Annotated in this window: 16 protein-coding genes and 3 pseudogenes; 10 read left to right on the forward strand and 9 right to left on the reverse strand. The window is 33.5% G+C overall.

Going from position 1 to position 22,995, the window contains the following annotated elements; all coding sequences use genetic code 11:
- Nucleotides 1-359: 359 nt before the first annotated feature.
- The 3 genes from AAGD29_RS07200 to grpE all read right to left on the reverse strand — a co-directional run bounded on the left by AAGD29_RS07200 (nt 360) and on the right by grpE (nt 2,940).
- The gene (locus tag AAGD29_RS07200) at nt 360-626 is read right to left on the reverse strand and encodes a hypothetical protein (protein ID WP_341754050.1); all 267 of its coding nucleotides are present in this window, start codon (nt 624-626) and stop codon (nt 360-362) included.
- A gap of 177 nt (nt 627-803) precedes the next feature.
- The gene (locus tag AAGD29_RS07205; protein ID WP_410521143.1) at nt 804-1,925 is read right to left on the reverse strand and encodes an AI-2E family transporter; all 1,122 of its coding nucleotides are present in this window, start codon (nt 1,923-1,925) and stop codon (nt 804-806) included.
- 433 nt (nt 1,926-2,358) lie between these two features.
- Entirely contained in the window at nt 2,359-2,940 is a 582-nt protein-coding gene (gene grpE / locus AAGD29_RS07210) for a nucleotide exchange factor GrpE (RefSeq protein ID WP_341754047.1), read from the reverse strand.
- A gap of 93 nt (nt 2,941-3,033) precedes the next feature.
- On the opposite strand from grpE, the gene rph reads away from it, so the two are divergent.
- Nucleotides 3,034-3,759, forward strand: a complete 726-nt coding sequence (gene rph, locus AAGD29_RS07215; protein ID WP_341757632.1) for a ribonuclease PH — start codon at nt 3,034-3,036, stop codon at nt 3,757-3,759.
- A 20-nt stretch (nt 3,760-3,779) separates the two neighbouring features.
- Nucleotides 3,780-4,466: a hypothetical protein gene (locus AAGD29_RS07220; protein ID WP_341757633.1), complete on the forward strand. Its 687-nt coding sequence runs from the start codon at nt 3,780-3,782 to the stop codon at nt 4,464-4,466.
- A 73-nt stretch (nt 4,467-4,539) separates the two neighbouring features.
- Here the strand turns inward: AAGD29_RS07220 and ykgO are convergent, their stop codons facing one another.
- Entirely contained in the window at nt 4,540-4,665 is a 126-nt protein-coding gene (gene ykgO, locus AAGD29_RS07225) for a type B 50S ribosomal protein L36 (RefSeq protein ID WP_094648811.1), read from the reverse strand.
- Nucleotides 4,666-5,289: 624 nt separating this feature from the next.
- On the opposite strand from ykgO, the gene AAGD29_RS07230 reads away from it, so the two are divergent.
- Nucleotides 5,290-6,534 (forward strand): AmpG family muropeptide MFS transporter, encoded by a 1,245-nt coding sequence (locus tag AAGD29_RS07230; RefSeq protein ID WP_341757634.1) that lies wholly within the window; start codon nt 5,290-5,292, stop codon nt 6,532-6,534.
- Here the strand turns inward: AAGD29_RS07230 and AAGD29_RS07235 are convergent.
- The 4 genes from AAGD29_RS07235 to AAGD29_RS07250 all read right to left on the reverse strand — a co-directional run bounded on the left by AAGD29_RS07235 (nt 6,531) and on the right by AAGD29_RS07250 (nt 13,419).
- Nucleotides 6,531-8,747: a Sca4 family protein gene (locus AAGD29_RS07235; protein ID WP_341757635.1), complete on the reverse strand. Its 2,217-nt coding sequence runs from the start codon at nt 8,745-8,747 to the stop codon at nt 6,531-6,533. The two genes, AAGD29_RS07230 and AAGD29_RS07235, sit on opposite strands and share 4 nt — an antisense overlap.
- Nucleotides 8,748-8,778: 31 nt before the next feature.
- Complete coding sequence (locus tag AAGD29_RS07240) at nt 8,779-9,588, reverse strand: division plane positioning ATPase MipZ (RefSeq protein WP_341757636.1); 810 nt, start codon at nt 9,586-9,588, stop codon at nt 8,779-8,781.
- Nucleotides 9,578-11,089 carry a leucyl aminopeptidase gene (locus tag AAGD29_RS07245; RefSeq protein WP_341757637.1) on the reverse strand — a complete coding sequence of 504 codons (1,512 nt, stop codon included), beginning with the start codon at nt 11,087-11,089 and terminating at the stop codon, nt 9,578-9,580. The genes AAGD29_RS07240 and AAGD29_RS07245 overlap by 11 nt, the downstream gene beginning before the upstream one ends.
- 830 nt (nt 11,090-11,919) lie before the next feature.
- A complete protein-coding gene (locus tag AAGD29_RS07250; RefSeq protein ID WP_410521144.1) occupies nt 11,920-13,419 on the reverse strand; it encodes an Npt1/Npt2 family nucleotide transporter in 1,500 nt (499 codons plus the stop codon).
- Between the two features lie 172 nt (nt 13,420-13,591).
- On the opposite strand from AAGD29_RS07250, the gene AAGD29_RS07255 reads away from it, so the two are divergent.
- A complete protein-coding gene (locus tag AAGD29_RS07255; protein WP_341757638.1) occupies nt 13,592-14,371 on the forward strand; it encodes a hypothetical protein in 780 nt (259 codons plus the stop codon).
- Here AAGD29_RS07255 and AAGD29_RS10340 read toward each other — a convergent pair.
- Nucleotides 14,365-15,360, reverse strand: a pseudogene (locus AAGD29_RS10340) (IS5 family transposase). The gene AAGD29_RS07255 and the pseudogene AAGD29_RS10340 overlap by 7 nt on opposite strands.
- A gap of 68 nt (nt 15,361-15,428) precedes the next feature.
- Between AAGD29_RS10340 and AAGD29_RS07270 the strand changes: the two are divergent.
- The 6 genes and pseudogenes from AAGD29_RS07270 to AAGD29_RS07295 form a co-directional block, all read left to right on the forward strand.
- Nucleotides 15,429-15,641, forward strand: a pseudogene (locus tag AAGD29_RS07270) (alpha/beta hydrolase); the annotation flags it as partial.
- Nucleotides 15,638-16,809: pseudogene (locus AAGD29_RS07275) on the forward strand (acetyl-CoA C-acyltransferase). The pseudogenes AAGD29_RS07270 and AAGD29_RS07275, both read left to right, overlap by 4 nt.
- A gap of 2 nt (nt 16,810-16,811) precedes the next feature.
- Nucleotides 16,812-17,897, forward strand: coding sequence for a tRNA guanosine(34) transglycosylase Tgt (gene tgt / locus AAGD29_RS07280; protein ID WP_341757639.1), 1,086 nt, complete (start codon nt 16,812-16,814; stop codon nt 17,895-17,897).
- Between the two features lie 433 nt (nt 17,898-18,330).
- A complete protein-coding gene (locus AAGD29_RS07285) occupies nt 18,331-19,413 on the forward strand; it encodes an LptF/LptG family permease (protein ID WP_341757640.1) in 1,083 nt (360 codons plus the stop codon).
- Nucleotides 19,410-20,900, forward strand: a complete 1,491-nt coding sequence (locus tag AAGD29_RS07290; RefSeq protein ID WP_341757641.1) for a UbiD family decarboxylase — start codon at nt 19,410-19,412, stop codon at nt 20,898-20,900. The genes AAGD29_RS07285 and AAGD29_RS07290 overlap by 4 nt, the downstream gene beginning before the upstream one ends.
- 332 nt (nt 20,901-21,232) lie before the next feature.
- Nucleotides 21,233-22,987, forward strand: coding sequence for a class I poly(R)-hydroxyalkanoic acid synthase (locus AAGD29_RS07295; RefSeq protein ID WP_341757642.1), 1,755 nt, complete (start codon nt 21,233-21,235; stop codon nt 22,985-22,987).
- Nucleotides 22,988-22,995 lie beyond the last annotated feature (8 nt).

Here is a 22,995-nt window from a genome sequence, read left to right on the forward strand (position 1 = left end):
GCTTCGGTCAGGAATCTAAAAAAATAGCCTAAAAGACTATTAAACATTATTAGATCCCAGCTTTCGCTGGGATGACATCGTTTTGACATTAGTACTACAACTGTAGTGCTAAATAGCGTAGTTAATAATGGGAAATGGTATAAGACATCGATTTAATACTCTCGCTTCTCTTACCCATCCCCATTAGGGGTGACGTCACCTTTGATTCCCCTTCGATGCCCCCTGCGAAGGTAGCGGGGTCTAAAAAAATAGCATAGACGATATGTTATATAGTTTTAGATCCTACACCGAAGCTACTCTTTTTTCCACTTTTTTTCATGAGGGAATCCTAACTTCCAACAATGGAACATTACTGAAGTTTAGCATGCTATATCATCATACTCATTATCTGCCTCACCACTAATATTTAGCTCATGAATACTCGGCACATGACCATTAGGATGGAGAATCTCTACCACTGTCTTTCCTACTATAACTGTGTCCTTTGATACAACCACAGCTACATCTCCTACTTTGGCACAACATGGAAGCACGGATTGTAGGAAACTAACAAATTTGCTAGGATTGCAAACGTTATTATCTGAGTCTGTAATAGCTTGTGGTTCTTGATTTTTAACTGTAGTCATAATGCCTATTTTATATTTATTTTGCTCTATGACTATATTGGATATATTGGTTTATGCAAGCGAATAAGAATATCATGTCACGCGAATTCGGGATAAGAATTAACTAATTTTTATCCCGAATTCGGGTTATTAGATATTATGGATTCCTGACCGAAGCAGGAATGACATTGAGAGTGGTTAATTTTTATAAAACTTGCTGGATTTATAAAAATCGATAGCGGCTAAAAACAAAACTTTTATTATACTAGCAATTGGCACAGCAAAAAATATACCAATAAAGCCAAATAGGTTACCCAGTGCTAGAACCGCAAATATTATCCAAAGAGGATGTAATCCTATCTTATCACCTATGATTTTCGGTGATAAAATATACCCCTCAACTATTAGACCAATCAAATAGATAATTATTATATAAAATAATTTATTGACCATACCAAAAGCAAAATAACTAACAATCATGGTAAGAGAAAAGGATATAAAAACTCCAACGAATGGTATAATTATTGAGAAACCAGATAAAATTCCTAATAATACCCCTAGATCTACGCCAAGAATCGATAAAGAGACCCCATAATAAACTGATAATAATAAACAAACATTTAGTTGTCCTCTTATATAAGCAGATAAGGAATAATTAATTGCTGATAATATTTCTTGAATTCTCTTTTTAGCTTTTAAAGGTAGCAAGAGGTTTATATTCTTTGCCATTGTTAGCCAATCCCGTAAAAAATAAAACAATATAAGCGGTATTAATAAAATTAACACAAATAAATTGACTGTTACCTTCGTCACATGCCAAATATTATTAGCAAGACCTGTGATAAGCAAAAATATGCCATTAACAAAATTACTAATAGAATCTTTTATCTTATCGGCAATATTTGGATCTATTGAATAAACTTTTGCCGTAATAACTGGTGCTAATTCGGTTTGTAAGTAATCTTTATAGGCAGGAATCTTACTAATAAGTAGAGTTGTTTGTTGATATATGATAGGCAACACTACCACAACCACTATAGCAAAAATACTAAAAAACAGCAAAGAAATTACCGAAACTATTATAGTTCTAGATAGTTTATATCGTAATGAGAGATTATCAATTATAGGATGTAATATATATGATATTACCCCAGCTATAAAAAATGGCATCAATATATCAGAGATCAAAGTCAAAGTTACTATAACAGTCCCAATAACAATGACCCAAAAAATAATTTTATCCAAGATGATTCCTCTTCTTTTATAAATTATCCCAAAGTGTGTTATTTCTGTGTAGATCGGTAGTATGTCATCCCTCATAGTACCCTACATTTTTCTATAATCGTCATCGCGAGGCATCTTTAGATGCCGTGGCGATCTAGGTAAACAGCGAAGCTGTTTTTTCTAGTACGCTTCGCGTATCCTAGATTGCCGCGTCGCCGCTTTCAGCGACTCCTCGCAATGACGATCAGCAGCCATTTTAATAGTGGTTATATAAAAAATGTAGGGTACTATGGTCATCCCTATGCTTTCGATCTTACAACCCCTGCGAAAGCAGGGGTCTAATACCATCTCCCATTATTAACTACGCTAATACTACAGTTGTAGTTACTACCTAGAGCTGTCATTTCCGCGTAGGCGGGAATCCAAAAAATAGCCTAAAAGACTATTAAACATTATTAGATCCCAGCTTTCGCTGGGATGACATCGAAGGCGAGAGATTAGCATATAGCTAAAACCTTCTTTAGGTTAGCTATATTTTTTTCGATACTTGCACTATAGCAGGTCTAACTAGCCTATCTTTTATTTTGTAGCCTGATTGCATAATACCTATAACACTATCTTGATCATATTCATCTGATACTACTTGTGAAATTGCGTGATGTATATTGTAATCAAACTTTTCCCCTAATAATGGTTCTATTGATTCTAAACCGTGCTTTTTTAGTATGCTAGTCAACTCACTTTTAGTCATTTCTACCCCGGTAATAATACTAGCTAGATCACCTTCCGTATTTTGTGGCTTATGCTCCAAAGCTCTAGAGAGATTATCATTAACACTGAGCAGATCTTTAGCAAAAGAGAAAATGGCATAGTCTTTTGCATCTTCAATTAATTTTTCTAAACGTTTCCTAGTATTGTCAGATTCGGCTATTGTCCTTAGCAGTTTATCCTGTAAAATTTCAATTTGACTTTTCAAGCTAGTAATCTCTTGCAAACTATCTTGCAAAATCAGGGTATCTGCAGGATCTTCCTCTATTTCATTTAGTAGCTGAGCATCATTATCAACCTTAATTTCTTGGTTATCATTATTCTTTTCCTGTTGTTTTTCCATATTTACAGCCTTTTTTCTTGCAAAAATCTATTTTCTTAACATATAGTGTAAATCTTTGTATTTTCAAGTCAATTTTAATTAAGTAATAATCCAATGAGAGATTTTAATAGAAAGAATAATCAATTACGCAATATTTCAATTGAACCATCAGTTCTACTTAATGCTTGTGGTTCGTGTCTTGTTAAGTTCGGTAATACCCATGTAATATGTAGTGCAACCTATGAAACAAGTGTCCCGCCATTTTTACGCGGGCAAAATCAGGGCTGGATAACTGCCGAATATGGTATGTTACCACGTTCAACCCACCAGCGTATAAAGCGTGAATCGACGCAAGGAAAGCAGTCAGGTAGGACGCAAGAAATTCAAAGATTAATTGGTAGATCGATGCGTGCCGCAATTGATCTAAAAGCCTTAGGAGAAAAACAAATTATCATTGATTGTGATGTAATTAATGCCGATGGTGGAACTAGAACAGCGGCAATTACTGGTAGCTATATTGCACTTCATTTAGCGATTAGATCATTAATTGCTAGAAAAATACTTAGAACTAATCCTTTAATTAGCCAAGTAGCCGCTATTTCATGTGGTATATATAAAGGACAGCCCATAGTTGATCTTGATTATTTAGAGGATAGTAACGCAGAAGTAGATGCCAATTTTGTTTTCTCAGGCAATGGAAATATAATAGAAATTCAAAGCACAGCAGAAAAAAAACCCTTTTCCGAAGAGCAATTTTATGATATGCTAAAATTGGCGAGGTTTGCCGCCTCTGATCTATTCAAGCTACAAAACCAAATATTATTAAATAGCACAATTTAATATTTTTACATGGAATGTTTATGACTATTAAAGAAATATTTAAAAAATTTACGGAATATTCAGAATTAAATGTTGAAGATTTAAAAAATCTTTTGGTTAACCGTGTTAACCTACTCCCCATAAACCCATTAGATAGCAAAAAAGCTCTTGTACAGAATATACTCAAAACACCCAAAAATTCTACTGATCCAAAGGGTAGTCTTGAAAAAGCTGGTGTAATAATAGATATAATGGAAAAAGTTGTATTTCAGCATACGAGTGATTTTCTAAAAGGTGCTCATATAATGGTTGAGGACAATGGAAGTATGTACGATACCTTAAAAGATTTGGGATTAGTTAAAGAACGAATCTCTTCACATCATAGAGGTAACAAAGCTGAGTCAGATGCATCAGTGCAAGCTGGAGAAATATTTAGAGAATTTCTAGTTGGCAAAACGAAAGACGGGAAAACATGGTTTCAACTAGAAGCTCATTCTATAGGGGGGCTTAGCAATTTTGTAAAACATATGATAGATTACGTGACTTATGTATTAACCGGCAAGAATGTTGGACAATATGGGCTTTCAGAACATGTAGACAGCAAGCCTATTACACTTAATTCTAAAGAAGTTAAGGAAAAAACACAAAAGAAAACTCCTACTGCAACTCTCAAATTTGTAGAAAGAATAGAAGATAAAAAGAAAGAAACTCAACATATTGGACGTTAATATCATCGTTCGTAGTTAATACTTACTATGCACATTAACTATTTGGCTGTGCAAATCTCCCTAAATATACAGTTTAGCCTTGCTTAGCTTTAAATCTTTTGATTTTCTTGTTTATTACAAGGATTTTACCTTTTCTTTTTACAACCTGACAATCTTTATCTCTTTTCTTTAAAGATTTTAACGAACTTACAACTTTCATATAAAACTATCCTTGGTATTACTTGCAAAAACCTAAAAAGTGATAAATCAACCTTCAAACTTTCACTAGCTTAAGTTTAAAAAAGTAATAATAATATTTTTTATCAATTCAGTCAACCTAAAACTCGATAATCAAGTTCTTTCTAAGGCATACAATTCTAGGGTAATTTAAAAGTCGGGTTGTAAGCCTAATAGATAAGGGAAAAAGTGCTTAATATGCACTCGATGTCATTCTTAGCAACGGCGGGAATCTAAAAAAATAAGCCTGAAAGACTATTAAGTAATATAGATCCCTGCCTTCGCAGGGATGACATCGGTAGTGGTTAAACTTATATCTATAACAACTAATGACTGTGACTTTTAAATTACCCTGATACAATTCATGGTAGTTTATGTCATCCGAGCTACGGCGGGTATCTCAAAAAACCTTTACCTCTAAGGTGTTTTTGTATTTTTAGATTCCCGCCGTTGCTAAGAATGACATCGAGTGCATATTAAGCACTTTTTCCCTTATCTATTAGGCTTACAGCCCGATTTTTAAACTACCATAGCATAGATGTAGAGAAATCTAGCTTGTATAAAGAAAATTATTACTATATTCTAACTTTTTTCCAATATTAACTTTATGTTAACTCCTTCAAAATTATTCGTTATTTGGTTATTTGGACTAACTAGCGGGTTTACCTTAATGATTACAGGTAATACTTTAAACTACTGGCTGGCCAAGGAAAATATTGACTTACAATCTATTGGTATATTTGCTGTTATCGTAATGCCCTATTCTATTAACTTTTTATGGGCTCCTATTTTTGATACTATACAGTTAGGTTGGTTAAGTAAACTACTTGGTCATAGATTATCTTGGATTTGTTTGATCCAGATTTTGTTGGCATTTGCTATCTTTCTTTTAAGTACCATGAATCCTCACCACAGTTTAATATTGTTTGCACTAGTAGGCTTGATAATATCATTTTTAAGTTCAGCTAAAGATAGTATCCTAGGGGCTTTCAGAACCGAAATTATTGCAAAAGAATCTCAAGGAGCAGCGTCTGGAATTTATATTTTTGGCTACCGCATTGGTATGCTAATTTCAAGTTCCGGAGCTATCTATCTATCAAGCTATTTAGGATGGAATAATATATATAAAATTTTTGCCATTTCTGTACTTGTTTGTTCTGCTATTTTGGTTGTAAGTATCTTGCGGTTAGAACACGGCTTATCCTCAAAAACTTATCCAGATCATAAAATAAATATTTCAAACTTTGTACAAAATATCTTAAGACCTGTAGGGTCTTTTTCCTTAGTTTTTTTAATAATATTTTTCCTTATTTTATATAGATTACCAGATGATTTTATTACTATGATGATGAACCCCTTCTTAATACATCTTGGTTATAACGAATTTGAAATAGCCAGTGCAGGGAAATTTTTTGGCATAATATCTACAATAATTGGCGGACTAATAGCCAGCTTAGTGATGAAGAAAAAGAATATCTTAGATAGCTTGCTGATATTTGGAGTAATTCATGCAATAGCACATACCTTATTAATTGTGCATGAGATTTATGGCAAGAATTTACCATTATTCTTTATTACCACAGTCTGTGAAGGTATAACTTGCGGGATGGCTATGACAGCTTACATTGCTTTTATAGCTTCAATATGCACAGGCAAATTTCGTGCCACTCAATATTCATTTTTCTCTTCTATGATGGGATTTTCAAGATCGATTTTTCCAGCTCTTTCAGGATATATTGTCGTACAATTCGGATGGAAAAGCTTTTTTACATTTATTATTATAATCACAATTCCTTCTCTACTTCTGCTACTAAAAATCAGCTCACTACTAAAAGCAAAAATGAAGTATTAAATGTAACCATGAGTTCTATCACGCTGTTGCTGTCGGGATAATGTCTTTTGTGTTTTTGATACTACTGTTTTTGTTTCAGGTGGGGTGTTGTTCACATGACGTTTTAAGCTACTCTGAATCTGCGTTAATTCACCTATAGAGTCGCTTGCAATAGCTTGTGACATATTGATATTACATTCTTTATTTTTTGCTACTTCTTGTACCATTGCTTCATATTGACATTTGGTTACAGGGATAGTGTAGATATTATTCCCTCTTTGTATGTATCCTATAGCATCTTTATCATCCCCAGCAAACTTTAGTGATAATGGGTTGGTTATTTCCACTAACTTTCCTTGCTCGTTATAGTGAGTAGTAAAATAAAGTGCCTTCGAGCTTGCAATATTTTCACCTTTCTCGTTTTGTACCGGGAACGAAAGATGGACAGCTGTACTAGATGGCTTGATTGTTAATGGTAGATTAATATTTCGATAATTACTAATCTCTTTCTCTGTTACGCCATCTTCTAACATTACTTTCGTAGAGGTCTTTATATTAGTTTCTATTAATTTAAATAATTCTTCATCTTTGACTTTAATAACCCTTGACCTAGTAGAGGTTGTGTTTGTTACTGTTTCTCGTTCGTTCCAAGTTAAAGGTTTAAAATGATTAGCCTGAAGGATCTTAGCATAACTTTGTACTTCATCATTCATGGCTTGTGCTATATTTGCTTTTATACTGGGGGCAGCCCAAGCCTTTTGTATTAATTCGTTGTTATTTTCTACAAACTCTTTAAACTCCTGAGAATTAGTAGCAAGACCTGCAACTGCAACTCCTTTATCCGTCTTAATATTTGCTTCAGCAAGGACGTTTTGTAATATTGCTTGTTGTTTGGCAATAATTTCTTGTCTAAAGGCTAATGTTATAGAATCTACTTTTGAAGTTGAAGATTGAACATTAGTAGTAGTTGTTTCGCTAGTATGCATAACGTCTAGTGCTTTTCTAGATATTTGCATAGGTGGTTCGAGATCGCTTATTTTTTTGGTCAGTAGCTGTTTTTCTTCTTGTAATATTTTTGATATTTCTTTAATTAATGCTACTTCTCGGGCTTTATAGCCTAAAATATACTCTATTTTAGTTTCTTTTCTTAATTTTAATTTTTTGCTTTGATTGATTATATTGTTAAAATAATCGGGATGTTCTTGGATTAATTCTCTTAATTTTAGTGTGTTAATTTTTCCTTTTGTTACTAAAAGACCCAATTTAATTTGCAACCCATACTCTTTTAATGATTGTTGCCTCTTTTGCATAGTTTCCTTAAAGGCATCTTTAATATCGGCAATTTTTATGTTTTCTAGGGGTATATTCTTAAATTTCTGACTCATTGCCATTTTTGCCCAATTTGCTAGAAGCTTGTCACTATAATATTTTGATAATTCTGCAAAACTGTCATCGATAGTCTTATTTAAATCGACTTGTGCAGTATCAAGTAAACCTTTTACAAATGAATCATTATGCCTTAATTTACTTGGGAATTCCCTAAAATGGTTAGTTGGACCTCGTAATGGTAGATGTCTAGACCAAGAATATGGATGTATGTTATCCTCTAATTGGTCAAGACTTCCAGCAAAATCTATACGAACTAGTTTGGGAGGAATGGTAGAATCCTCTGGATCTCTTATAACTCCTATGTTACCTGTATGAATATCAAAGTCACCTATTAATAAGCTAGTTGGGGCTATTTTATCAAAAGAACTATAATGAAGTTCTTCAAAAGCTTTGCTTAAAGTATTAGATAATAATTCTCTTGTTCCCATGAAAATCGGTCTTCCCCCATCTTTTCGAAGCCAACCGCTTGGTTTAGTTTTTGTAGACATGTGTTTATCCATATCTACATACATGTCACCACTATAATTCTTAAAAAATTCAGACTGTACATATACTTCAGAACCATCACTTTGAAGTCCTCCTTCCTGATGTACTTTCTCGGTAAGATGATCAGGTACAATGAGAGAAACTTTAGCTCCATGATTTGGATTTGTTGCTTGAAAAATTTGCGAACCCAAAAACTCTGATATATTTTTTCGAGAATCCCCTTCGCTTTTAATCATGGATAGAAGGTCATCGGAACTTTTGTATATTCCTCCTAATGCTCCACCATCATTAGCTCCAAGTGACTTCTTTGCCAAATATTTCCAACCGATAAATTGTGATATTAATGGTATTGTTGCCATATTATCCTCTTGGGTTATATTGATTATACTCTCAAATAATTTCAAGAAAGTTTAAGAAATTTCGTAATTCTTGTCGAGCAGCTACGTGAGATATACTAAGTGTTTTGCCATGATTAGCTGTTGTTAAGTCGAGTAATGTTAATCCTTGTAAAAATAATTCCCGAAAAATTACTCTTTCACTAAAGCCTGGGGCAATTTTAAAGCTAATTCTTTTTGCTAATTGTTCAAGAGAAGTAGCAACATTCCTTTTGTTTACTGCATCCAAGTTGCTTAATCTATTACGCATTACAATCCAATTAATTGTTTCGCCATTACGGTTAGCCTTCTGCATTTTTTGTTCCCAAACCATTTGGCTATAGATTGACGGGGTAATAATTGACAAATTGTTAGCATTAACTTTACCTAGTACATCAAAATCAAGGAAACTGTCATTAATTGGCGTAATTATAGTATCAGCATAAGAGTGAGCTAGCCTTGATAAGAAAGAGTAGCTTCCTGGTGTATCGATTACTACATAATCTGCTTTTTTTGCCTGTTCAAATATTTGTTCAAACCTAGTTTTCTCGTCCTCTTCTTTAAGGTCAATGACTTGTTCTTGACTTTCAGTTAAGTGAACATGCTGAGGAATGGCAACCGTTTTACCCGGGTTTTTTAGATTATAGTCATCCCTATTCTTTAAATAATTTGTTAAAGAACCCTGACGTGAATCAGTATCAATACTAGCTACCGTATGACCATTATAAAGTAAGGCAGTAATAAGATGCATGGAGCAGGTAGTTTTACCCGCTCCACCTTTTTCATTACCAACTACAAATATGCGATTTGGTTGATTATTTTTCATAACTGTCTTGGATAAATTGGTTAAGAAGCCTTACGCCGTAACCTACTGCTCCTTTAGGACCAAGAGGATTACCTGTTTTATTATAGGCAACACCAGCAATATCAAGATGAGCCCAAGCTACACCTTCCTTTATAAAATTTCCTATGAATTGAGCTGCTGTACAGCTGCTAGCTGTTCCAGGCGGAGTACTGATGTTTACAAGATCGGCAATATCAGATTTAATCATTTCATCAAAATCTTTATGTAGAGGCATCCGCCATAATTTCTCATTAACTTTATTACCAACATTTATTAGTTTATCAGCTAGCTCATCATTATTGGCAAAACAACCAGCATAAGTTTTGCCAAGAGCTATAACAATAGCTCCGGTAAGGGTAGCAAGATCGATTACACATTGAGGTTTGAACTTTTCTTGAGTATACCAAATTGCATCAGCCAAGACTAACCTGCCTTCTGCATCAGTATTATCCACCACTACTGTTTGTTTGGACATAGTGGTTACCACATCTCCTGGTCTTTGAGCATTACCTGAAGGCATGTTTTCTACAAGACCGACTACACCAACAACATTAACTTTTGCTGCACGGCTAGCCAAAGCCATGATTGCTCCAACTACTGCTGCTGAGCCGCCCATATCATATTTCATGTCTCCCATATTTGCTGCTGGTTTAAGTGAAATACCACCACTATCAAAAGTAACTCCTTTACCAACAAAAGCTACGGGAGGAGTATCATCATCCAAACCATTATACTGCATTACTACCAGTTTAGATTCATTCTGTGAACCTTGTCCAACGCCAAGCAAAGCCCCCATACCAAGGTTTTTCATTTCTCTTTCACCGATGATGGTAATTTCAACTCCTAATGGTTCAAGATGCTCTAATATCTTTTCCGAGTAAGATAAAGGAGTTTTGATATTGGCTGGTTCATTCATTATATCTCTAGCAAAAAATACCGCTTTGGCTAATAATCTCTTCTCATTAAATAATTCTTCTGCCTTAGAGTTGTTGCTTGTAGAAATTTCAAGAGATTCTACAACAAATTTTTCTATTTCGCTTTGTTTAGTTTTGTATTTATCAAATTTATATGAAGCAAGCAAACAGCCGCTAGCTATAAGCATCGCCACAACAGCCGGCTCATATTGTCCAATATTATGAGAGATTTTTATACCAATAGTTCTAATTTTACAGCAAGTACTACTGGATAAAATTTTCCCCCCGATCTCCTCAATACAAGAGGTCTTTAGTTTTGTTTCATCACCAATGCCAACTATAATTAAATATCTTATTTCTCCATCCTTACCGATAGAATTAACAATTTTAATTTGTCCAAATTTTCCAGCAAATACTAATTTATTCTGAATAGTTTTAGAAATTAAACCATGATGTTGTTGGTCAAGTAGCAATAACTCATTGTCTAACTTCAGTTGTTCGTTAATAAAAACTACAGTTGCTTGATTATTTGATAATTCTTTACTTATAAAGTTAATGTTATTGAGCATAAATTCCTATTTTTGAAAGGCTAATTTTATATATTCTTTTTGTAAGCGTAATAATCTGAATAATGGAAGTATATAAAAAACCCACTAATTAATAAAGTAATTCTTTAAGTCTTTAAATATTATATTCCAAAATTCTCTCCCACTAAGTGGAAAAGTGATTAATTTCAATTATTTTTTTGTGTTAAATTACTAGGGTAATTTAAAAGTCACACTCTAAAGTTGAAATAAGTAATTATTAAGAACATCAAACGTCATTGCGAGAAGGCACGAAGTGCCGCCGAAGCAATCTAGGAAACAAAAAAAATAAAATTATCGTATTTTTGCTGGATTGCTTAGTCGGTTGCAGCAAGCAACCTCCTCGCAATGACGTTTGTAAGCACATGCCCATCTAAAATTATTTCGGTTTTTTAACTTTAAAGTGTGACTTTTAAATTACCCTGTATATCTCATGGATATCCAATATTAACTTTGAATGGACGAGATTTTAATAGAATAAAAGGATTAGAAGTATTGGTAGTAAAAAATGATGAGTAATACCATTTCCCATTATTAACTACGCTAATACTACAGTTGTAGTTACTACCCAAGGCTGTCATTCCCGCTTCGGTCAGGAATCTAAAAAAATAGCCTAAAAGACTATTAAACATTATTAGATCCCAGCTTTCGCTGGGATGACATCGTTTTGACATTAGTACTACACTGTAGTGTTAAATAGCGTAGTTAATAATGGGAAATGGTATAACATGCTTTCTATGCTATTTAGACCCCTGTTTACGCAGGGGTGACTCGAAGGGGCAGGGATAAGCGAATAGTAGTGCATAGTGAGTAGGCTAGGCAATTTTCTTATACTCAAAGTATATTTTTCTTACCGAGTGAATCCATACAATACAAACAATGGTAAATACCACCATTAAAAATGGTGATATAGAGCTAAAAGTAGCTGTTGGTATTAATGTGAAAATAATTGACTGTATTAAACCGCTCGAAGATTTACCAACCTTTGAGCTAATGACGTCTACAGCTGCCTTACCTTTTGTCTTTAGTTCTTGGTCAAGAGGAATATATAACATTTCTCTTGAGGTATCCCAAATTGAATATTTACTACCCTTCACTAGAATGTTTTGTAAAGCACCAATTGATACCGCAAGAGCCAATGGTGTCATGAGAATAGCACTATCAAATATGGATAATACTTGGTGGTCAAATACGATTAAGATAAAAAACAATATACCAGTAATCATCATGACAATTGGTGGAATTACTGCAGCAACAAACCAGCCATGACTACGCATTATATTATTGCCTATTATAGTCATTACCATAATAGCAACTCCAGTCCAAAGAATGTAAAGACTATTAAATTCTGCATAAGTATTAACAGTGGGGTATAATTCCTTAATTTTTGCTTTCCATACTGCTTCTACTAAATTCATTGATAAACCAAAGGCAGCAGAGCAAATTAGCATTAACCATAAATATTTTGATCTTATTATATATTTAAAACTTTCAATTAAACCCATTCCCTCTTTAGTGGATCTACCACCTTTAGCATTTGCATAAAATGTTGGATTTATAAAAACATTTTTGGTAATAAATTTTACAAGTAAACATGATATAACAGCAGAAACTACCACGAGACTTGTTGATATTTTTATAAGTGTAGTTTTGTTATCCGATACGGTTAAGAAATATTTAGCAATAGTGTTCTCAGATGATAAGTTCATCATCAAAAAGCCCACAAATATTAAAGAAGAATTGCCAAATAATGAAAAAAGTGTGTAAAACCTTTTTGCTTCTTCTGTTGTAGTGAGTTCATTAGCAAACTGCCAAAAAAGTAAAACATAAAAGATATTTGGCCAAAGTTCAGATAATGTATAGAAAACCACATAACTCCAATTACCAATTAAAGCTATATACCATTTAAGATGAGGATAAGTCCCCATAATTTGTTCTAGCGAATTTGGACTAATATGAAAAATATCGACATTTGGATAAATAATGAAAGCAAAAAGAATGAAAAATCCAACAAAAAAAGTGATTAAATAGCAAAAAATCTTTTCAAAACTAAAATGATTAAGCATCTTAGCATAGATTATAACGAATAAAGCTGCTGCAGGTGTTACACAATAAACTTTAGTAAAACTTACTACTTCAGCACTAATCTCTGAAATTAAAATACTATCTTTTAAAATTCTTAATATGTTTTGATTGAATAGGACGCAAAACATCAGACCACACATAGGTATGAATTTTCCAAGTTCATGATTATGGATAGACCAAAATATAGTTCTGAATTTGCTTTTAAATAAGTTTGACTGTATACTAGTCATAATAAGGATTCCCTAAGACAAAAAAAAAACTTGAGGACATGTTCAAGAGTTTTTCTATAATGGCTTAAGGCTATTATGGAAACCAAAGAAAGTTAGGAACTTATATATTATTAGCCTCCCTATGTCAAGATATTTTAATTGGTCCTAGTAATTAATTAGTGTATAAAAAAATATGTTGGACAATGACAAATATCAAAAATATTTTGATCAATATAGTGATTATTCATCAAAATATTTATTGGGTAATAAGTATTGTTCCTTGGGTAAAAAAATAACTAAAACAAAATATTATCAAATTTTATATTATAAAACACTGGCATCGCAAGATTGCATTATTAGTAATAAAAGAATATTTTTAGTTATTCCTTCGATCTTTAATTCCCCGGAAATTCTCTTCTTAGCTAAATCAAAAAGCTTTGTTGATAACTTAAGACATTGTGGTGAGGTGTTTCTAGTTGATTGGTTTGAAGTTGATGAAGCTGATTATTTGTTAGAAGACTACGTAAAGAGGGTAGTTGAAATTATTAGCAATTTAAGACAAAAAAATTATCAAATAGACTTAGTGGGACACTGCATTGGTGGTATTATAGGAATGGCAGCCACTATAATAGTACCAAACATGATAAGAACATTAACATTACTTTCAACACCTTGGGATTTCTCCCATTTTGCTACAGCAAGGAATATATACCAATATCTTGGTCTAGATTATTATGTACGAAATTTGCCAATGATTCCTGAACTACATATTCAGATTCTTTTTTTCCTATTAATGCCAAATTATTTCAGTACAAAACTTGATAAATTTTTTACCATAACTGTACCAAAAATAAGAGATTTATCTTTTAGAGTAGAAAATTGGTTGATGTCTGGAACTGCTTTGTCTAGAAATACATATATACAAATTATGGATGATGTAGTAGGCAATAATATGCTTGCAAAACTTCAATAGACCTCTTTCGAAACTGGTTGACGTAGTTCAAAATTATAAATGCCAGAGATCAAATTAAATCTAAGACCAAATCTTTTACGTCTATTTCGATATTTGTCAGCAATAATTTTGAACCGTTTTAGCATACCAATAACGTTTTCATTTAGAACTCTTTCTCCTGCTAACCTACGATTATTCTTTTTATCATTTTTAGTTAAAGGATTTTTCTTGCTTTTTTTCTTTGGTAATTCAGAATTATTGTGAATTTTTTGTATATACTCGATGAAAATCAACAATTGCGTTGTTGTTGTCCAAGACCTGCGGTGCTCACGTACTAATGTACGCTGTGCTCCTCGGCTTGGACACTCCTAGCACTTGTTGATTTTGATCTTCGTCTACCAACTCTTCATTTACGAGCAGTATACCTTGATATCCTGTATCAGTAATCGCTTTAACCTTAGGATGGATAAGAATTTTGGATTCCTTAAATAATCTAAAGTCATGTTTTTTACCGTTAGAAAAATCTGTACATATTACTTGGTGTGTTTTCTTGTCTACCACTATTTGAGTTTTTAGTGTATGCCTTTTCTTCTTTCCTGAATAATAGAATTTTTGTTTTTTTTGGGTCTTTCTATAGGACTCTCAGTAGCATCAATCAAGACTACTTCATAATTCATATCACTCTTCATTAGAGCTTTACGACCTGGAAGAGCAAAGTTTGGGTGTTTAACTAGGGTGTCTTCTACCCATTTAACAGCTTTATATGCTGAACTTTCACTAATCCCATAGTTCTGACCTATATGGAAATAAGTACGGTATTCTCTAAGGTATTCTAAGACCATCAGCAACTGTTCCTCCAAATTGAGCTTATTTTTACGCCCACCTTTTGATTTCTTAAGACCATCAGCTTGCCTCAAAATATCCACCATCTTTGAGAATGTTCCCTTCTTTACTCCTGTTAATCGACGAAATTTTTCATCCTCTAACTCTTTAATCTGATCGAATTTCATATTATTACTTCAAATCAGATATTTATAACACCATTCTACATCATTGTCTAGTTTCGAAAGAAGCCTAATGGAAAGTCAATAATATCACCATTGATCCGACATTAATAAATAAACCAGTATATCAAATAATTGCAAATAACGATAAAATAGTACCAAAATCATCCATTTTATCTTTACACAAATTATTTAGAGAATCTATGATCTTCGAAGTACCAGGTGGTCATATTAGCTATTTGATTAATGATAATTTAGATATCTTATTTAAGGAGTATATTCGATGAGTAAAAAGGCAGTTTATATAACTCATGCAAAAAGAACAGCAGTAGGATCTCTGCTAGGAAGCCTAGGATCAATTCCAGCAACCAAACTTGCAGCTATCATTATAGAATCAATTTTAAAAGATAGCAAACTAGATCCAGCCATTATTAATGAAGTAATAATGGGGCAGGTAATCACTGGTGGCGTAGGACAAAATCCTGCTAGGCAAGCTCTAATCCAAGCTGGATTACCTAAAGAAGTTACAGGCTTCACAGTTAATAAAGTATGTGGATCTGGGTTAAAAACGGTATGTTTAGCGGCAAGTAGCATTATTGCAAGTGATAATGAGATTGTGATAGCTGGCGGGCAAGAAAATATGTCTTTGGGTTTACATGGATCGTATATTCGTGCTGGCTATAAGTTAGGTAGCACACAAATGGTAGATTTGATGCAGTATGATGGTTTGACCGATGTATTTTCTAATAATTTAATGGGAATTACTGCCGAAAATATATCTAAAAGATTTAATATTACTAGAGAAATGCAAGATGAATTCGCACTAAGATCACACCAAAAAGCACGTGAAGCACAAGCAGAAGGTCGTTTTAAAGACGAGATCTTACCAGTAGAGGTTAAGATGCAAAAAGTTACATTGCTGTTTGATCAAGATGAGGGAATTAGAGCTGATATTAAATCAGAAGTTTTAGCTAAACTACGTCCAGCTTTTGACAAAGAAGGTACTGTAACAGCTGGTAATGCTTCTTCTATTAATGATGGAGCAGCTTGTTTAATGGTAGTATCTGAAGAAGCATTAAAGAGATATAATCTAAAACCTCTTGTTAGAATTGTATCATATGCTGAAGTAGGGGTAGATCCAAATATTATGGGAACAGGTCCAGTACCAGCTTGGACAAAGCTGGTTGGAAAGTAGAAGATCTAGATATAATAGAAGCTAATGAAGCTTTTGCCGCTCAAGCTATTTATGTAAATCAACAGATGAATTGGGATATTAATAAAGTTAATATGAACGGAGGGGCTATTGCTCTTGGTCATCCAATAGGAGCAAGTGGAGCAAGAATCTTAGTAACATTAATTCATCAAATGCAAAAAATTAACGCGAAAAAAGGGCTAGCAACACTTTGTATAGGTGGGGGGATGGGGATAGCTATGTGTATTGAAAAGGTAAATTAATAGTGCAAAAATTTTCATTTGACTTAAAGTTTCAACATAAAAAAGCAAGAACTGGTGTTATCACTACTAGGCACGGTCAGATACGTACCCCAGCTTTTATGCCAGTTGGTACGAAAGGTACGGTAAAAGCCATGTTACCTGAAGCGGTAGAGTCTACCGGAGCTGATATAGTACTTGGTAATACTTATCACTTAATGCTGCAACCAACTGCTGAAAGAATTGCTAAGCTTGGGGGTTTGCGTAAATTCATGAACTGGTCAAAGCCTGTACTTACTGACTCAGGTGGTTTTCAGGTCATGTCCCTATCGAAATTACGTAAAATTACCGAAGAAGGTGTAATTTTTAACTCTCATATTGATGGTAGTAAGCATATGTTAACTCCCGAACGTGCAACTGAGATACAATATTTTCTTGATAGCACTATTACTATGGCGTTTGATGAATGTACTCCATATCCTGCAACATTTGAGCAAGCAAAATCATCTATGGAATTGACATCTAGATGGGGAGAGAGGTCAAGAAAAGCCTTCGTTCAAAGAGAAGGTTATGGTCAATTTGGTATTGTACAGGGGAGTATATATCAGGAGTTACGTGTTCAGTCAGCACAGAATTTGGTAGAATTAGATTTTGAAGGGTATGCTATCGGAGGTCTAGCAGTAGGTGAGGGGCAAGAAGTAATGTTCAATGTGTTAGACTATGCTCCGGATTTGTTACCTAAATATAAGCCAAGATATCTTATGGGGGTTGGTAAACCAGCTGATATTATTGGTGCGGTTGCAAGGGGAATAGATATGTTTGATTGCGTTATTCCAACCCGTTCGGGCCGGAATGGTCAAGCTTTTACCAAATATGGTATAGTAAATATTCGCAATAGTAAGTATAGTAGCGATCATGAACCGCTAGAATATGATTGTCCATGCCCAGCATGTAAAAATTATAATAAAGCTTACTTACATCATTTGGTAAAGGTAAAAGAGATTCTAGGGGCAGTACTTATGACGTGGCATAATTTGGTGTATTTCCAAGAATTAATGTCAAGAATAAGACAATATATTGAACAAGGGAAAGACTTTGATTTTGAAAATTAGTTATATACTCAGGTAGAACTTCAAGGATTGGCATTCCTGCGACCAAAGATCGAGGCTGTTCCGTTACTCATGTACGCCTAGCAGCTCGACTTTGCTACTGCCTAGCTCTTCTTGAAGTTATACTATCGTCTACCCAACTCTTGAAATCATAGCAGTATACGCAAAACGCTGTCATTCCCGCGTAGGCGGGGATGATACCCATAACTGTCGAACCTATACCATAGCGTCATTGCGAGCGTAAGCGAAGCAATCTAGGAAACAAGCTATAGATGTTACTGGATTGCTTCGTCGGCCTTACGACCTCCTCGCTAATAGACTTATAGAGACGCTGTATTTACTAACTTTCGACAGTTGTGGGATGACACCGAGGTTGCTTAAGTTAACAAAACTTGCACACTTAGTTATATTTGAAAGACAATAGATTGATTACAGAATGTTAATATATAAACGTTATATAATAAGAAATATTGTACCATCCTTGGTGATAATTATTTTCTCGATCACTAGCCTTGTATGGATTACCCAGATATTAAAGTTTTTACACTTAATTGATAAAGGAATAAAAGCTCAGGATTTCTTAAATTTAATTATTTTAGTTATTCCATCTTTGTTATTTATTTTGCTACCTTTTGCAACTATTATCACTATTATTTATACTTATAATGCTTTAAGTGAGAGGCGTCAGATAATTATTCTGCAAAATTTGGGATTAAGTAATATACAACTAGCTAGTCCAGCATTGATTGTAGCCTTGGCAGTTACGTTATTTGCTTATTATATTTCGACTAGTTTATTGCCATTATCTTATGCAAAGCTTAAATCAGATCTTAATTTCATGAAAAATAATTATGCATCCACTTTACTAAATGAGAAGACATTTAATACAATTTCTAAAGATATCACAGTTTATTTTGATAAAAGATTGGCTGATGGTACTATGAAAGATTTAATCCTTTTTGATAATCGTAAACATGATAATCATGCAATTTTATTTTCTAGATTGGGGGTATTTAAAATATACAACAACTCCTCGTTTTTTCAACTAAAAGATGGAGTTAGGCAGGTATATGACTATAATGGTAATTTAACTAATTTATCATTTGATGTTCTAACAGTAGAATTAGTCAGTAATGATGCTAAAAGATTGGAAAAAGAAGAGTATAGTCGAGAAATCAATGAATATTATATTCATGAATTATTAAAACCCAACAATAATCTATCGAAGCAGAGGAAGATTAAATTAATTGCTGAGGGACATCAAAGATTGATTTGGCCAATGTATAATTTTGTACTTGTTTTTCTAACATTGTCGGTTTTTTTAAGACAGCCTTATAATAAAAAATCTAGTCTAAGGCAGATTTTAATTACGGCACTTTCTGCAATAATTATCACATATTTACACTTTGTATTACAAAATCTTGCTTCTAAAGATTTAAATTTTATCTTTGCTTGTTATGCTAACATTATTATCGCTATTATTTTAAGCCTGTATTTATATTTTCGTAAAATTATATGAGTTTTCAAGATTTACCACAATTTCTAAAAATTTTAGAGCAAAATGGTCTCCTAAATCGTATATCTTATCCTGTATCATCTAACCTTGAAATAACAGAAATCAGTAGAAGAGTTTTAATAAAAGATGGTCCTGCTCTTTTGTTTGAAAATGTTATTAGAGATGATGGGACTAAATCTGATATGCCAGTTTTAACTAATTTATATGCCAGCACGCGGCGAATTGCCTTAGGACTTGGTTTAAAAAATACAGAAGAGTTGGGGAAATTTGGTGAATTGCTAGCTTTTCTTAAAGCACCAGAATTACCTTCTTCCTTTAAAGAAACCTTTGCTATGTGGCCACTCGCCAAAAGAATATTGGCTATGTCACCCAAGATTTTGTCAAAAGCTCCTTGTCAAGAAGTGATAATTAATGATCCTGATGTTAATATATTGCCGATACAAACCTGCTGGCCTCTTGATATTTCGCCACTACTTACTTGGTCAATAGTTGTTACAAAAGGACCTAGCTTAGAAAAAATAGATAATTTTAACCTTGGTATATATCGAATGCAGGTAGTAGAGCGTAACAAACTTATTATGCGCTGGCTTAAAATGCGAGGTGGAGCTCAGCAACATAAGCGTTGGCAATCAGCAAAGATTGATCCTTTCCCTGCTGCAGTGGTTATTGGGGCAAGTCCTGCTGTAACTATGGCTGCTGTTATGCCGCTACCCGATAATATGTCTGAGTATAATTTTGCTGGATTATTAAGAGGTAAGTCAATTGAACTAGTAAATTGTGTCAGTATAGATATGAAAGTGCCAGCTCATAGTGAAATTGTTATTGAAGGGCATGTAAGTTTTGAGGAGTATCTACCAGAAGGACCATTTGGTGATCATACAGGTTACTATAATGATGTTGAATATTTTCCAGTGTTTAATGTTAAGACTATTACCATGAAAAAGCAACCCATATATTTAAGTACTTATACTGGTAAAGCCCCAGATGAGCCATCTATACTTGGTGAAGCATTAAATGCAATGTTTATTCCGATAATTCAACAGCAATTTCCAGAGATCGTTGATTTTTGGTTGCCACCTGAAGGCTGTTCTTACAGAGTTGCTGTGGTATCTATTCGCAAAGCTTATGCAGGTCATGCAAAAAGAATAATGATGGGGATTTGGTCATTTTTAAGACAATTCATGTATACAAAATTTATTATTGTGGTAGATGATGATATAGATATTCGTGACTGGAAAGAAGTGGTTTGGGCCATATCGACTAGGGTAGATCCTTCTAGGGATACTACTTTTATCGATAATTCACCAATAGATTATCTTGATTTTGCCTCACCTGTGTCTAGCCTTGGTAGTAAAATGGGAATAGATGCAACTAATAAAATAGCCCCAGAAACTAATAGAGTTTGGGGTAAGAAAATAGAAATGACTAGTGAAGTTGTTGAAAAGATTGACAAAATTTGGGATATGCTTGGTATATCCACAAAAACTTGAAATATTGATAAGCCAATATTGACTTATTATACCATTTCCCATTATTAACTACGCTAATATACAGTTGTAGTTACTACCCAGAGCTGTCATTCCCGCACAGGTAGCGGAATCTAAAAAAATAGCCTAAAAGACTATTAAACATTATTAGATCCCAGCTTTCGCTGGGATCTAATAATGTTTAAGCACCTAATCCTCTCTACTTCTTTAGCCCCCTGCCTACGCGGGTTGATGACATCCGAAGGGGCAGGGATGTCACCCTAGGCTATTAAACCGATGTCTTACATCGATATTTGAGGTTACTTAAATGATTTGAAGAATTGGAATTGGATATAATGGATAATATTTCTAGTGATGAAATAATCAAAAATATAAAAAAAGTTAGTGATAAATACCAAGAGATAATACTTTGTCTTATGCAGGGTAGGGGGAATATGATCCCTGCATCTCTTATTGATATGGATAAAAATAGAGTTATATTATCAAGCTTAAGTGAACAATTTATAGAAAATCCTGAAAAATTTTGGCAACTAAATATTCAGTATGTTGAGAAATTTCAGAATCTTGTTATAAATTCAGTAGAGAAATTTGTAGGAAAATCAACTACTCCTCTTTTTTCACCAAATAGTAAAGATAGAAGGTTTAAGGATTTAGCTTGGCAGGATAATGCGTATTTTGATTTTGTTAAGCAGTTCTATTTAATGTCTTCAGAATGGTTACAGGATAATATCGAACAATATGAACTAGCACCTGACCTTAAACAGCATTTGGCATTTATGACGCATCAATTTATTAATGCTTTCTCTCCGTCAAATTTTGCTTTTGGCAACCCAATAGTTCTTAGTAAAATTTTGGAAACAGGTGGTCAAAATCTTGTTCAAGGCTTAGAGAACTTTCTTGCAGATATAAGAAATTCTAGTGATATATTAAATATAAAAACTACCGATAATAATGCTTTTTTACTTGGCAAAAATATAGCTACTACTAAAGGAAAAATTGTTTTTCAGAATCAATTAATACAGTTAATATGTTATGAACCTAAGCAAAAAACACGTGCGATACCATTACTTATAATTCCACCCTGTATTAATAAATACTATATACTTGATCTATCTGAACATAATTCAATGGTAGCATTTCTTGTCGAACATAATTTTCAAGTATATATGGTCTCTTGGGTTAATCCCGATGAAACTCTAGCTGATAAAAGTTTTGAGGACTATTTAAAAGAAGGAGTTTTAGAAGCTTGTGAATATATAATGCAGTCTGGATATAACCATATTAATGCTATGGGTTATTGTATTGGTGGAACTTTTCTTGCGACTGCCATTGCTTATCTGAAGGCAAATAATTTAAATTATATTAATAGTGTCAGCTTTATTACTACCCTTTTAGACTTTAAAAATCCTGGGGAAGTAAGTATTTTTGTCAATGAGTCATCGATTGCCATGATCGAACAAGAAATGAATTCTAAAGGATATTTTGATGGTCATTATTTGTCGAATAGCTTTAGTTTGCTAAGAGCTAATGATTTAGTATGGTCGTTTTTTGTTAATAACTATCTGCTTGGTCAAACTCCAATGCCATTTGACTTATTATATTGGAATGCTGATCCAACGAATTTACCAACTAATATGTATAGCTATTACTTACGTAATATGTATCTAAATAATTTATTGAAAGAACCGAGTAACTTATCATTATTTGGTACGCCAATTGATTTGAGCAAGATTGACTGTAATTCTTTTTTCCTTGCTGCAAATGAGGATCATATAGCTCCGTGGCAATCAGTGTATGAAGGATTAAAACTATTAAAAGGTAACAAAACCTTTTGTCTTGCAAGTTCTGGACATGTTGCAGGTGTGGTTAATCCTCCTGCAATGTCTAAATATAATTATAAAACTAATAAAGACTTAACCTTTACTAGTGAATCATGGTTTATTAATGCTGACGAGCATCAAGGATCATGGTGGCCTTACTGGCTTACTTGGTTAGAAGATAATAGTGGTGAGTTAATAAAATCGCTAGATTATGATAGTTTAAAATCCATCGAACTTGCCCCCGGCAAATATGCTCATAAAAGAATATAACCCCTAAT

The sequence above is a fragment of the Candidatus Tisiphia endosymbiont of Ditula angustiorana genome (assembly GCF_964026425.1).
Lineage (GTDB): Bacteria > Pseudomonadota > Alphaproteobacteria > Rickettsiales > Rickettsiaceae > Tisiphia.